The 13,350-nt window shown below is 50.5% G+C and carries 13 protein-coding genes; 2 read left to right on the plus strand and 11 right to left on the minus strand.

Annotation, left to right across the window (positions count from 1 at the left end):
• Nucleotides 1–53 precede the first annotated feature (53 nt).
• From ACM5QY_RS17640 to ACM5QY_RS17660, 5 genes are all read right to left on the minus strand, one after another.
• Entirely contained in the window at nt 54–1,724 is a 1,671-nt protein-coding gene (locus ACM5QY_RS17640; protein WP_416122000.1) for a methyl-accepting chemotaxis protein, read from the minus strand.
• Nucleotides 1,725–1,793: 69 nt separating this feature from the next.
• Nucleotides 1,794–3,488 carry a methyl-accepting chemotaxis protein gene (locus tag ACM5QY_RS17645; protein ID WP_416122001.1) on the minus strand — a complete coding sequence of 565 codons (1,695 nt, stop codon included), beginning with the start codon at nt 3,486–3,488 and terminating at the stop codon, nt 1,794–1,796.
• A gap of 99 nt (nt 3,489–3,587) precedes the next feature.
• On the minus strand, nt 3,588–4,181 hold the full coding sequence (locus ACM5QY_RS17650) for a hypothetical protein (RefSeq protein WP_416122002.1): 594 nt from the start codon (nt 4,179–4,181) through the stop codon (nt 3,588–3,590).
• An 8-nt stretch (nt 4,182–4,189) separates the two neighbouring features.
• Nucleotides 4,190–4,486: a hypothetical protein gene (locus ACM5QY_RS17655; protein WP_416122003.1), complete on the minus strand. Its 297-nt coding sequence runs from the start codon at nt 4,484–4,486 to the stop codon at nt 4,190–4,192.
• A gap of 197 nt (nt 4,487–4,683) precedes the next feature.
• Entirely contained in the window at nt 4,684–6,156 is a 1,473-nt protein-coding gene (locus tag ACM5QY_RS17660; RefSeq protein ID WP_416122004.1) for an MFS transporter, read from the minus strand.
• Between the two features lie 114 nt (nt 6,157–6,270).
• On the opposite strand from ACM5QY_RS17660, the gene ACM5QY_RS17665 reads away from it, so the two are divergent.
• Both ACM5QY_RS17665 and ACM5QY_RS17670 read left to right on the plus strand, forming a co-directional pair.
• On the plus strand, nt 6,271–7,269 hold the full coding sequence (locus ACM5QY_RS17665) for a helix-turn-helix domain-containing protein (protein WP_416122005.1): 999 nt from the start codon (nt 6,271–6,273) through the stop codon (nt 7,267–7,269).
• A 678-nt stretch (nt 7,270–7,947) separates the two neighbouring features.
• Nucleotides 7,948–8,046 (plus strand): YoaK family small membrane protein, encoded by a 99-nt coding sequence (locus ACM5QY_RS17670; protein WP_148267121.1) that lies wholly within the window; start codon nt 7,948–7,950, stop codon nt 8,044–8,046.
• A 785-nt stretch (nt 8,047–8,831) separates the two neighbouring features.
• Here ACM5QY_RS17670 and ACM5QY_RS17675 read toward each other — a convergent pair.
• The 6 genes from ACM5QY_RS17675 to ACM5QY_RS17700 all read right to left on the minus strand — a co-directional run bounded on the left by ACM5QY_RS17675 (nt 8,832) and on the right by ACM5QY_RS17700 (nt 13,155).
• On the minus strand, nt 8,832–9,032 hold the full coding sequence (locus ACM5QY_RS17675) for a hypothetical protein (protein ID WP_416122006.1): 201 nt from the start codon (nt 9,030–9,032) through the stop codon (nt 8,832–8,834).
• Between the two features lie 832 nt (nt 9,033–9,864).
• Complete coding sequence (locus ACM5QY_RS17680) at nt 9,865–10,257, minus strand: HumD family translesion DNA polymerase (RefSeq protein WP_416122007.1); 393 nt, start codon at nt 10,255–10,257, stop codon at nt 9,865–9,867.
• 2 nt (nt 10,258–10,259) lie between these two features.
• Nucleotides 10,260–10,499, minus strand: a complete 240-nt coding sequence (locus tag ACM5QY_RS17685; RefSeq protein ID WP_416122008.1) for a DNA polymerase V — start codon at nt 10,497–10,499, stop codon at nt 10,260–10,262.
• Between the two features lie 111 nt (nt 10,500–10,610).
• Nucleotides 10,611–12,062: a pyocin knob domain-containing S74 family peptidase gene (locus tag ACM5QY_RS17690; RefSeq protein WP_416122009.1), complete on the minus strand. Its 1,452-nt coding sequence runs from the start codon at nt 12,060–12,062 to the stop codon at nt 10,611–10,613.
• Between the two features lie 63 nt (nt 12,063–12,125).
• Nucleotides 12,126–12,362 carry a phage exclusion lipoprotein Cor gene (gene cor, locus ACM5QY_RS17695; protein WP_416122010.1) on the minus strand — a complete coding sequence of 79 codons (237 nt, stop codon included), beginning with the start codon at nt 12,360–12,362 and terminating at the stop codon, nt 12,126–12,128.
• A gap of 124 nt (nt 12,363–12,486) precedes the next feature.
• Complete coding sequence (locus ACM5QY_RS17700) at nt 12,487–13,155, minus strand: hypothetical protein (protein WP_416122011.1); 669 nt, start codon at nt 13,153–13,155, stop codon at nt 12,487–12,489.
• Nucleotides 13,156–13,350 lie beyond the last annotated feature (195 nt).

The following is a 13,350-nucleotide window of genomic DNA, read 5'->3' on the forward strand; positions in this document are numbered from 1 at the left end:
ATAGACAGGTGGTTGTACGGAAACCCATTTGACGCTTCATTCAGATTGACCTGTCAGAAGGTTTCCCAGTTATCCGCCGTCCCCGCTTGCGCGGTTGCCGGAAGTAACGCGGGTTGGGCCACCTGGCGTGGTGTTATGGCCTGCGTCTGGCCAGTTCGGCGTTGTGAGACGCCCCCTGTGGACGCAAGGCGAAACACCGATACTGCACGGGTCAGGTTTTCAGATTCAATTTCCAGCGCATGCGTTGAGGCAGCGGCCTGCTGTACCAGCGCGGCGTTCTGCTGAGTCACCTGATCCATTTGGGTCACGGCAATCGACACCTGTTCGATACCACGACTTTGTTCGTCTGATGCGGAGGCGATTTCTCCCATGATGTCGGTGACGCGGGTCACGGCGCGCACGATGTCATCCATCGTGTTACCGGCGGATTCCACCAGTACGGAACCCTGACTAACGCGGCTGACCGATTCATCAATCAGCGCCTTAATTTCTTTCGCCGCCTGTGCACTGCGTTGCGCCAGGCTGCGCACTTCACCGGCCACGACCGCAAATCCGCGCCCTTGCTCACCGGCACGCGCCGCTTCTACTGCAGCGTTCAGCGCCAGAATGTTGGTCTGGAAGGCAATGCCGTCAATCACGCTGGTGATTGCGCTGATTTTCTTCGAACTCCCGGCGATATCATTCATGGTTTTCACCACGTTGCCGGTCAGCTCGCCGCCTTTTTCTGCGGTATTTGACGCATCACGCGCCAGCTGAGTCGCCTGGCGGGCGTTCTCGGCGTTCTGTTTGACGGTCGCGGTCAGCTCTTCCATGCTGGCGGCAGTTTCTTCCAGCGCCGAAGCCTGTTGCTCAGTGCGTGAAGACAAATCGGTGTTTCCTGTAGAGATACCTTTCAGGCCGGAGAACATGGTGTCAGCGCCGTGACGCACGGTACGGACAGTTTCTGCCAGAGATTGCTGCATCTGCTGCAGGCTCTCGAGCATCACTTTAATTTCGTAGCGCCCTTCTACCGTGATGGGCGCGGAGATATCACCGGCACCGATACGGTCAAAGTGGCCGCGCATGATGGTCAGCGGCGTGAACAGGATGCGACGGGTCACGACCAGCGCCAGCGCCGTCAGAACCAGCAGCAGCACGGTCACGATAGTCGTATTGATCATCACGCTCTGATAAGAGTCGGTGGTTTGCTCTTTGGCTTGCTGGAAGCGGCCTCCGATGTAAGCGTTGTAATTACTCACTTCTTTCTGGAACAGATCCTGATACTTCTGGGTCGGGCTGGCGAGGAAGGCATCCATGTCGCCGCGCGATAACGACTCAATCAGAACCTGCAACATTCCGTGCAGCGCTTCATAACCCGCCTTATTGACGGTGGTCAGTTCAACGGCTTTTTCGGTTCTGCGCGGCAGCGCCAGGAAAACGGCATAGGCATCTTCAGCACTTTTCAGGCTGGTTTTCGCATCGCCCATCAGTTGCGTGACGGTTTCCTGAGGCTGTTTCAGCGCCAGACGCGTCGCCGCGCGGTTCAGGGTGTTACGGGTTTGCAGCAAATATGACCAGGTCTGGCTTAACGCATCACGCTGTTCAGCGGTGCTGGATATCTGCTCAAAATTCAATTTATCCGTGTGAGCAGCTTGCAGCGATAAGCCGCTACTGACCAGTTGCATAACGAAAAACACTAACAACAACAAAAACATGCAGGTGGACACACGGATGTGCTTAAACATGGATAACCTCGTTGGGTGACAGCCCTGACCGTCACCCTCTTTCTTATATAATTATGCGATGTACGTGACTCAGAAAGTTTCCCAGTTTTCGGCTAAATCTGTACTTTGCGCTCCACCTGAACCGGCTTTAGAACCTGAAAGGTTCGGAGTCAACAAAGGCAGTCTTGCCGAAGTGCCCGGCTTCTGGCGCACGCTGTTATTTGCGGTCTGACTCAGCGTAAACACCGCCACAGATTGCGTCAGCAGGCTCGCCTGCTCTTCCAGGGCCGCCGAAGCGGACGCGGATTCTTCAACCAGTGAGGCGTTCTGCTGCGTCACCCGATCCATTTCAGTAATGGCTTGTGCAACCTGCTCAATCCCGCGGCTCTGTTCATCAGAAGCCGAGGTGATTTCGCCCATAATGTCGGTCACACGCGTCACGGCATTCACCATGTCGTGCATGGTTTCACCGGCACTTTCTGCCAGTACTGAACCGGTATTAATACGGCTGACAGAATCATCAATCAGCCCTTTAATTTCTTTTGCTGCCTGCGCGCTGCGCTGTGCCAGCGTACGAACTTCACCCGCCACCACCGCAAAACCGCGACCCTGTTCGCCTGCACGGGCGGCTTCTACTGCGGCGTTCAGTGCCAGAATGTTGGTCTGGAACGCAATGCCGTCGATCACACCGGTAATGTCGGTGATTTTCTTCGAGCTGCTGGCGATGTCATTCATGGTATCGACCACGTTTGCCACCACTTTCCCGCCCTTCTGTGCGGTTTCCGACGCGCTCAGTGCCAGCTGGCTGGCCTGACGGGCGTTTTCGGCGTTCTGTTTCACCGTCGCGGTCAGCTGTTCCATGCTGGCTGCGGTTTCTTCCAGCGCGGACGCCTGCTGCTCAGTACGCGAAGACAAATCGCTGTTACCCGCAGAGATTTCACTCGCCCCGCTGTAAATAGCATCTGCACCGTGACGCACGCCGGATACGGTTCGAATCAGTTCGTCCTGCATGTACTTGAGACTATCGGCAAGCTGGCCGATTTCATTACGGCTTTTCACGACTATTTCGTGCGTCAGGTCACCGGTTGCAATTTTGCGGATGGTAATGACGATATTTTTCAGCGGATGGACCAGAATTCGCTGCACGCCGAACCAGGCCAGAACCATGAAAATAACCAGCACGACCAGCACGCCGCCCAGCATCCACATGGCGTGGGTGAAGGAGTTTTCGCTGATTTGTACGGCGTCGTTGTACAGACGATCGTTCTGATCGATATACGTGACGAAGGCTTTTTCGAAGTTATCCTGATACTGCTGCGTCGGTTGTTCGAAGAAATCATTGATGCGGCCCAGACCAATCAGTTCGGTCAGTTCAGAAAGCGCATCATGCAGAATCTGATATTGTTTTTTAGCGTCTGCCGCGTATTGCGGGTTCTGGCTGGCATCCGCAGGAATTTTTTGATAGTTGGCAAAATGTTGATCGGCGATTTGCAGATCTTTCGTCGCGGTATCAATCAGTTCTTTTACCGTCGCACCGCTGCCCATCTGGTTAGCGTCAAGCATGAAACGGACACCCGCACGGTTAAGCGTGTTGCGGGTTTGCAGCAGGTAAATCCAGCTGGCGTTGAATTCTGCCTGTTGTAAACGGATCTGCTGCGAAGTGGTGAAATTGTCTTTGTCTGCCTTTAAGGATTTAAAGAACAGGCCGCCGGATACCAACTGTAAAGCACCGAAGACCACCAGTAAGATCACGATACCCGTGACCACTTTCATACGGTTGAACATGTTGTTCCTTTTTAAATGGGAAATATCTGGAATGGTTATCGGCAGAAAGGGAGGGAACTTTATGTGATCGGGGTCAGATTTTTTGCGGGGGTAATGGAATCAGGCAACCGTGGCGACAAAACTCTTTAAAAGTGCAATACGCTGCGCATCAGGCTCGACCAGAAGATCGTTGTGAATCATCAGCACCACGCCTTTCAGTAATTCGGTGGTGTTGTCGATTTGGGAAAGGCCTTTAAGTTTTTCAATATCATTACCAATTTCACGCCCCTTCAGCGAAAGACGTTTATTGGCCAGACCGGTCGCCAGTTCTGATGTCAGCAACGTCACCAGACGCACAGCAGCCTCAGGGTTTGAGGCTAGCTGATGAATATAATATTTCAGCAGCAAAGGCACAAAGTCAGGCGTTGCACCTAACTCTGCGCTCGCCAGATTTAACAGGTCAATCATGTGCGCAGGCACACGGCTTTCCACCGCTTTGCGTTGCCCCTGAAGCTGTTTTTTAATGGCAGGCACGGACTGAAAAGGGATCACCGCAACGTTGCCGCAGGTTTTACACACGCCCGCGATGATATTTTTGACGATCCCGCTGCCGTCATCAAACGGCACATCACGCAACTGATAGCTCACCATGCGTAACGCCTCACAAACGCCGCACACGGCCTTTTTCTCATCCCCGACTTTATAAATAATCATAATTTTCCTTAATGATGAACGCTGATAAAAACGCTGGTTGGGTCTGTGAAATACCATTTGATGTACCAGTGAACTCCGGCACTCATGACGGTGATAATGTGGACATCAATGCTGCTGTCGAAATGATAGGGACGAACCTGATGGTTATCCCCGGATGCCCTGCCGATTAACGCCGCCACCTCAAAGGGCGAGATATCACCCGTACTTAACAAATTCTTGAGATGAATTTCACGCCTTGCCTCAAATTCAATATTTCCATTCTTTAAACACTCGATCACTTTCCCTTTGATCTCTCTGAAACTCATGTGGCCTCAATGTACGCCAGTTGTCGTACTTAATCAAACTCTCATTTTGCACCACGCTGATATCCGTGAGGCCCCGAATTACGGGCGGATAACACCCTATCTGACTAAAAGATGCATCGGTTAAATGATTATTTTTCAAGCAAATGGAAGGCACTACGCAAAGCGCGCTGCAAGAAATGCAGCGCTGATTTTAAAAGTCAGTACGGCTCGCAAGATACGGTTTTACGCCGCCTCCTCACGTTAAACAGTAAATAGCTTGCCAGCGCCAGTACCCAGACGCCGGTTGCGCCGTACAGCAGGACGCCGGAAAAACCTTCTGTCAGTGCCTGCGCTGCTATGCCGCCAGCAAGCGAAACATCTGTGCCACCGGCGATGCGTTCGGCGATTGCCGGTAAATTCTCTGTGGCGGGAAGCAATGCTTTCAGGCTGGTGGCGATGCCCGCGACAAGCAGGCTCCCCATCAGTGCGATGTTGATTGCCAGCGTGATAAGCCGCGCGCTGATATCAATGCCCGACGCCATTCCTGCGCGGTCGCCGGGGACGGAACCGGTTGTCGTGTTGGTCACCGGCGTATTGGTCAGACCCAGCGCGGCACCGGCAATCAGTGCGCCTGGCAGCAGGCTGGTGTGGGTGACGACAGCGAGATTCATCAGCATAAACCCAGCGCCGATAGTGAATAAACCCAGCGGGATCAGGCGCGCCGCGCCAAACCGGGCGGTCAGTTTTTCGCCCAGCGGCGGCATCAGCAAAGTCGGTAATGTGTACGCAAGAAGCGCCAGTCCTGTCGCCACACTGCTGTAACCCAGCCCGATCTGGTAGTAAACCGGCAGATAAATCATCAGCGGCCAGAAGCTGAAGTTCATGCCCACTGAACCCATCAGCGCGCCGGAAAACGGCCGGATGCGGAACACCGAAAAATCAAACATCGGGTGCGGGTGGCGTTTCTCCGTCCAGACAAACAGCGCCGCACTCAGCGCCGTTACCGCAATAATGCTGCGCGCCAGCGTGCTTCCCCAGCCCAGGCTGCTGCCCTGCGTAATCAGGTACGTTGCGCCCATGACGGTCACCGACAGCGTCAGCAAACCAACGAGATCGAGTTTTTTGACCTGCCCGTCGCGGGATTCCACCACATTATTCAGCGCCAGAATCAACGTGATCACCGCGATAAAACAGTGCACCAGAAATACCCACTGCCAGCTTAGCCACGCCACCAGAAGCGCGCCGATAATCGGCCCGAAACCCAGCCCGAAACCGAAGGTAATTCCCCACGCGGCGAACGCCTGACTGCGCGCTTTACCCTGCGGAAATTGCGTCGAAAGGATAGCGATGAGACACGTCAGCATCGCACCGCCGCTCAGCCCCTGAAGGAAACGTCCGGCAATCAGCCACGCTGCGCTGCCGGATAATCCGCACATCAGCGACGTCAGCCCGAACGCGGCAATGCTGATGATGAAAACGCGTTTACGTCCAAAACGGTCGGCCAGCGTGCCGGTCGCCATCAGCACGGTTGTACAAGCCAGCGTGTACGCGTTCATGATCCACTGAAGCTCGCGGAAACTGGCGTGCAGTTGTGCTTCAAGAACCGGCGATATCACCGGTACGCTGGAGATTTCCAGCCCTGACATCAGGGCTGCGAGGCACACAGCCATCAGTGCCAATGTGTTTTTCATGCGTAAATCCTGCAAACGTTGAGAGGCGTTCAGCATGGAAGATTGGCGGCGCAGTGGAAATCAGCAGGGATGCCATGTATCGTCAAGATCATGCCAAACTGACGGTGACCTGTTATGCAAAAAATCGAAGCAACCCGCGTTTCTGCACCGCAAAACCGGCGGCTGGTTTTGCTGGCTTACGAGTGTTTATGTACGTTTGAATTTGGCATTGCGGTCGAGGCGTTTGGCCGTGCCGATGAGCTGACCGGCGAACCGCTGTACGAGTTGTCCGTGGCCTCAGTTGAGGAAGGCACATTTGGCGCGCAGGGCGGCGTCCGTTTAGTGGTGGATGGCGGGCTGGAACTGCTCGAAGGCGCGGGCACGATTGTGATCCCCGGCTGGCGCAGCGTCCATGAACCGGCGTCTGCCCGGCTTATCGCCGCATTGCAAAAAGCACACAGCAACGGCACGCGAATTGTGTCGATTTGCGCAGGCAGTTTTGTGCTTGGCGCTGCCGGTTTGCTCGACGGAAAACGCGCCACCGCGCACTGGAACAGCACCGATATTCTGGCGCAGAAATTCCCCAAAGTGCAGGTCGAGCACGGCATGATTTACGTCGATGAAGGCAGCATTATCACGTCAGCGGGCGGCGCGGCAGGTGTCGATTTATGTCTGCATCTGATCCGTCGTGATTACGGGATAGAAGTCGCCAACCGCACCGCCCGCCGGATGGTGACACCGCCGATGCGTGAAGGAAATCAGGCGCAACTAATTCAGCAACCGGTGCCGCTGCGGCAGGCAAAAACGCTCGCGCCGCTGCTCGATGATTTACGAAGCCATCTCAATACGCCGATGGTTATTGAGCAACTTGCCGTTCAGGTCGGAATGAGCCGCCGGACATTTTTGCGCCGTTTTCATGATGCAACCGGCACCACGCCGGGCGAATGGATGCTGACCGTCCGGCTGGAAAAAGCCTGCGCATTGCTTGAAAGCGGGAAGATGAGCGTTGACCGCGTCGCAGAACAAGCCGGTTTCGGCTCCCCCGAAACGCTGCGCCACCACTTCCGGCAACGGCTTAACACCACACCGACACGCTGGCGGAAAGAATTTAGTGAAAGGGATTTGGTGGGGTGAACAAGCGATGGCTGGAGGGCATTGGACAATATCACTAGTCTCAGTCAGTTATGATGCGGTTTCTAAGCTGCCTGCGCGGCGGCGCACAGGAATCTGAAATTACTGAAGCAGCAAATGAATTTCTAAGCTGCCTGTACGGCAGCACAGAGAATTACCCATATAACTTATTAAAATCATATAGATAATCGGGATTTTTAAGAGTAATTCTAATGTTTTGAAGACTAAATAAATCCCTTAAACTTCATATATTTAAAATTAGTTTTGGGGAAAGGTTTTTTAGAACTGTTAATGCTTATCCGTGTGTCATAACTGGGACCATTTGGGGGTTCAAATCCCCCCAGCTGTGGTTTTTTTCGCCTGTTGAAAAATCTTGTGCATGAAATGTAATCAAAGCCCACTTTTGTTGCATTAAATAAAGCAGTTATCAGTTTTATCGCCCCTGGCTTTACTCGATATATCCCCAGTATTTGCGCTGTTATCCATTCAGTCTATGATGAACTCCATAATTATTTTAAAACCGGAACGTTCTTCGCTCCGATGCTATACAAGGTGCATATGATGAAGTACCTAATGATCCCTTCATTGCTGTGCATAATTGTCATTATTATCGTTCTTGCATGGGTTATGGATGGCACCTATCCGAGTCTATGACCAGCAAAACTTAACTGAGATATCTTGATGAATCTGAAATTTATTCCCCCCATTATCGTGCTAATCGGTGCGGTTGGATTCATGGTGTGGTTTTTTGCTAGCGGGGCTGCGATGCCTGGTGGGTGAGCGACAAATGGAGGGTGAATGTCTGTTTACTTAATAATTGGATTAGTTCTAATCATTTGGTCATTACCTACACTCGTTGTTGCTATCTATAGGAAAGACCGTGATCAGATAATCCGTGCCAGTAGGGTTTCTTGCATAGCAGCCCTTATCATAGCTGTAGGATATGTTGGGGGCTGATTAGATGGTCTGAGTCGGTAGATGTCAAAGAGATGTGGACTTTCATTGTTAAATAATTTCACTTTTTAACAGAATAATTTCTTTCCGACATCATGCTATATAAAGCCTATTTACGATAACCAGGCCACCGAGACGGTTTTTTGTGCTCGTTATCTGGCAATCGGCACTCTTCAAACTATTATTACTTCAGCTGACAAGAGATTAGCAGGTCTGCCAAGACAAATAGCATTCTACCCTTACGAAAGCCCGCCTAGACAGCGGGCTCTTTTTTTTAATTCACCGTTTAGTCACGCATAACTCAAACTTAATCCTGTTTTAGGTATCAATCTGACCTTAGTGGCCTACCCTAATGTTAGCGTTAAGTTATTTTGCACTAACGTGTTCCTATGTACTTTGCAAATGCAGCCCGGCCAGCGAGCCGGCTTTTTGTGTAATGCCACGATCATCTTCAAAGAGGATGCATCCAAAGACATAAATCAGTTAAATTTTCGTAGCTATCTCGTCAGATAGGGATAGTCTCAAGACAACACTAAAAATCTGGCGCCAATCAGTAATGATGTCTTTGCAAATGCAGGCCGGTCGCAAGCCGGTTTTTTTTCAACTGAAATTTACCAGCCTTTTAGACGTTCTATAGCCGTTTGAAGCGAAACATTTGGTTCGCCGGTTTCATCTATGGCCTCTTCCTGGACTCGCTCAAGCCATGCTGTAACTCGGCATCGACTTACGCCCTCATCCCCTTCTGCAAGCATAAGATAGCATTCGCCAATCATCCTGCATGCCTCTTTAAAGGCTAAATCAACACCTTGCATAGCAACCCCGGCTAACCAAAAAAAGTATTGTTATGTTAACAGGAGTTTTTGTTCGAATTTTATACAACACCTAAACTTCATCCGATTTTCATCATAACTATGAACAGATGACACAAAAGAGTGGGCAAGACGATGAGTTATTCCTAACCTTACGTAACCTCGCCGATACAACGGGCTTATTTGATTACGGAAAAAAATTACTTAAGCCAAATATATTTTATGAGCCATTGTTTAATAAGGAGTAAAACTCCTGTTCCGATGCTAAATTTTAGTGATGATGCACTGGCCTTCGTTCGCGAGGGCTTTTTTACGGCGAACACACCCCATTGAGCGAACACGGCCATTTATGGGGGGTTATCCTATTGATTGAATGATAACTATTACGATATATTTAGCTTCGTTCTACCTAATCAAGTTCAAATGTTAAACTGATGTTATTGCCCGCCTGTCGCGGGTTTTTTTTCGCCTGATGCATGGTGAATATTTGAGCTTCGGCTACTCTTTTTAGAGGATGGTCTGACTACCCTCCAGCACTAAGTAATGTTGATACCTTTGATACTTCGCCCGTCGTTAACACGGGCTTTTTTTACGAATTCTTTATGAGTAAATCTAACGCATGCAGATATCTGTTCTTGTATTGAAGATGGGTAACTTCTTGATGCTGCCTTTCGAGATAAGTAATAATGTTCTCGACACTCACGATCTTACCCTGCCCGAGCACAGCCAATACTGCTTCGCCAATTTCTCTTCTGACTAATTGATTTTCTTCTTCTGATTGCATATTAACCTCAGGTAGTTTTCCCAAAGATTAGCACACTACCTACAGGCACTTTTAAATGCACGGAATGTCATCAAATTCATCCGTCGTTGCGTCATTGATGATGAAAGTGACAACACCAAAAATCATTGTCTCTTCACCTTCAAGATCTCCACTTTCTATCAGCATCGCCACGTCCGGCTGATCCAGAGATTGCAACGCCAGCGTCGGATAAAAGCGCATGCGCTTCATGCAGAATTCGCCGCAGATTGTTGCGATCACAATGCTGCCTTCCAGTGGCTTGCGTGCTGTATCGATAACAAGAATCACATCTTTCTTGATGCCAGCCCGCCAGCTTGCATCACCAGCGCGCATAAGAAACTGACCTGGCCGGCTAAACCACTTACAGGCTTCATTCGGCGTTACCGATTTTTCAACGTAATCCCCTGCCGGTGATGGAAACACCATTGTTAACGACCTCCGTTTGGGTTGAAGAGCGCGAAAGTCCTGGCATCACCTTCTACAGTCGATACGTCGTGAAAAGTATTCACGTAGATTTCGATCCAGTGGTTCGCTTCACGCAATCCCCAATGCCAGTTTCTTTTCGCCAGTTCCGCCACAAAATCCTCAGTAGTGATGGTCCGCCGCCCTTTCGCGTTTATTTTGATGGCCTGCTTGAAAGCATCATCAATTTCATATCTTCTTGGCATGTTAGCCACCCAATTAACTGTACATACATACAGTATAATCATGAAGTTTTATGCATGTGAAGATCGAAAGACGAGAAAAACCTTAGGACGCTGATCGGCAAGGGAAGAAAGTTATGATGTCTGTTCTTGTGGTTGCGTCAGGATCATTACATCACGCTGTAGCGCTTCAATTTGCTCTTGTTGAGTTTGCAAAGCGTCGGTCAGTTTCGCAATCAACGCGATCTCATTAAGGTAGTAGGCATCTTCCGGATTGTTTTCATCCCATCCATCCTTCAGACCCTCCCCTTTAACGCATTCTGGCGAAACCAGAACTAAATCGTTCGCAATAAAGCCAAGCTGAGTATCAGATTCCTCCAGCACCCCACGCGCTTTATATTTGAATGTCGCCGTTCTCCATTGCAGAACCTCTGCTAATGCCACACCGCTCATATCAGGATTTTCGTCCATATAAGCGATATCACTTTTTAAAGCCTTATCAGATACGGCGGCCAGCGTGACGTTTCCGACTTGAGTCGTCTGTATCCAGGCTTCGAGATTGGCGTCGTTCCAGTAAAAATTGAATGGGTTTGTGTTTAAAGTCACGCCCCCGATCCCCCTGCGGCATCGGAAGCTATTAGCGCCATCGAGGGGCTTGCCCATTACTGTAAGTGCGTTAGCGTCGTTCATGATTATTCGGGAAGTGTAGTCACTTGCGTCATTAGAATAATGGAAATCAATAAAGGGATTCGTTACTCCAGATATCTCTATTGCTGGCATTGTTTGTGTACCAGAAAAGGTGTTTGCGCCAGTCGCTGCTGCCCCCAACGCAGTGCGAGCTGCCACAGCAGTGGTTGCCCCTGTGCCACCATTAGCGACGGGAATGGTACTTTTGCCCGTAAAAATAGGCCACCAGTCTGACCAGTTCGGTGCTGCCGGGTTGAATGTTGCCGTGAGACCGCGAACGAAAACCTCCCCCTGGAATGTGATGTACATTTGCTGGCAGCCGTAGGCCGACTTGGTGACGTAAAGCGTCCCGGCTTTGGCGATCGGGTATCCGTTGGCGATCACCGCATTAGCGTTTGCCGTCTGATAGTAGATGTTGAAATCGGCGGTGTTCCCCAGATTGTTGGGGAAAATTGTCGTGCCCAGATTTCCGCCATCAAGATACGCTCTCGATATGTCAGACGTTAGTTTCGCAAAGCTGCTGATGTTGACGACCGTTCCGTCAGGCGCAGCTACCGTCACCGTCCCGGTGCCTGTCATAATGGTCTGCCAGCCGTCCATCTGAGACTGGTAATAACTGAGCTGCGCAGCCAGGCGCTTGGCAAAGTCAGGTACCGAATCAGTATAGAAACTCATTACTGCATAGGCAGCGCCGGCGGCCACAGTACCGGCTGTCGTTTTGAGGGTCAGGTGCGTTGCATCTTCTACGCTCGCAATCTCGTATATTTTAACTGTGCCGGATCCCGGTAACAGGAATGCCTGGCCTGCACCGATGCCAAATTTCGAATCGAGAAAATTTGTGCCTGTGCCTGTTACTTTAGTTGCCGCAACTGCGACCGTGCCGGTGTTGTACCAAGCCATATTTTCTTTACTCCAGATAATAAAAAACCCGCACTCGGCGGGTTTAATTTGAATGTAGGGAAGCTATTTATCGCACGTTGTTCGGCTGAAATTCGTCTTGTTTACCCAGCGCCAGCCAAAAGGGTCCCCCGCTTTGTACTGGGTTTGGCTTGCAACCTTGCGCACGCCATAAATCTGTACAGTGGTTTCCTGCCCTGCGATCAGCGCGGTGCCAGAACAGACGGGTGCCTGCTTTTCAAGCACACCGGCACAGCCGGAAGCCAACAGCACAATGGCAAGAACCATCAAAATATTTCTCATGTTTATGTCCCTGTTAACGTAGATGCGTGGACATTAACAATGAAAATTGCTTACGGATAATTGGTTATACAGATCAATTATTTAATATTGATCGTTTTAAACGATCGTTCATTTTACTGATTGATTAATAACGAGAAACGTCAATTGCGAATATCTGGTCACGTGAATTTGCGTACCCCACGTTTATGATTGAGCCGCTAGGCGCAACGCGGGTACCAGCAGACAACCGCGTTGAGTTGCCATCATAATAAGCGAGCGTGTCAATGGGTGACGAATACGGGCGAGCCTGAGAGCCTGAATAGACGCCGGTCACAATGCCCATCACTCTCGGCAGAACTGCCCATTTACCAGAAGCAGTCTTATCAACGAGATAACCAATATCAGTTGTGGAGCCAATAGTCCCGTACCCCACTGGTGGATTCATCACTTTCGTTTCGTTCGTCAATATGCATTGCCCTGCGGCGTTCCAAATTGCCACCCCCCATTTCGGTAACGGCTGAGGGATGACATATCCGAAAATATAAATTGTCACGGTTCCAGGACTTCCGCCAGTTCCCGCCACCTGGTAACTCAACGTATAAGTTGAGCCCAATTTGTTTATATAAAAAATGACGTTATTTACAGTCGCATGGCAAGCGATAATAAACGGTGAGGATGAATTGACCGGTAAATTGTATGTTCCCCCCGTTGAAGGTGTTAAAACAATTTTCTGTACCAGGCACATCGGTGTGGTATCTGGCGTAATCCAGGGGTTTCCGTACTGATCAGTGAATAATGCGCCCCACGTTGCCATTATACTTTCACCAAATAAATGACCAGCCAACACTCGTCAGCTGTGTATGTTCCCGCAGAATAATCCCCGGCTCCGTCGCTGATGGTTATAGTGCCGCCGGAACCTGTTATTTTCCGACGTGAGCCTGAGTAGGCATCCCCTGTGATCGGTGACTGAATTGCCGTGACTTGGAATCCTGCTGGTACTGAATATGAA

Origin of the sequence: Rahnella sp. PCH160, assembly GCF_047784855.1 — a bacterium.
Classification (GTDB): domain Bacteria; phylum Pseudomonadota; class Gammaproteobacteria; order Enterobacterales; family Enterobacteriaceae; genus Rahnella.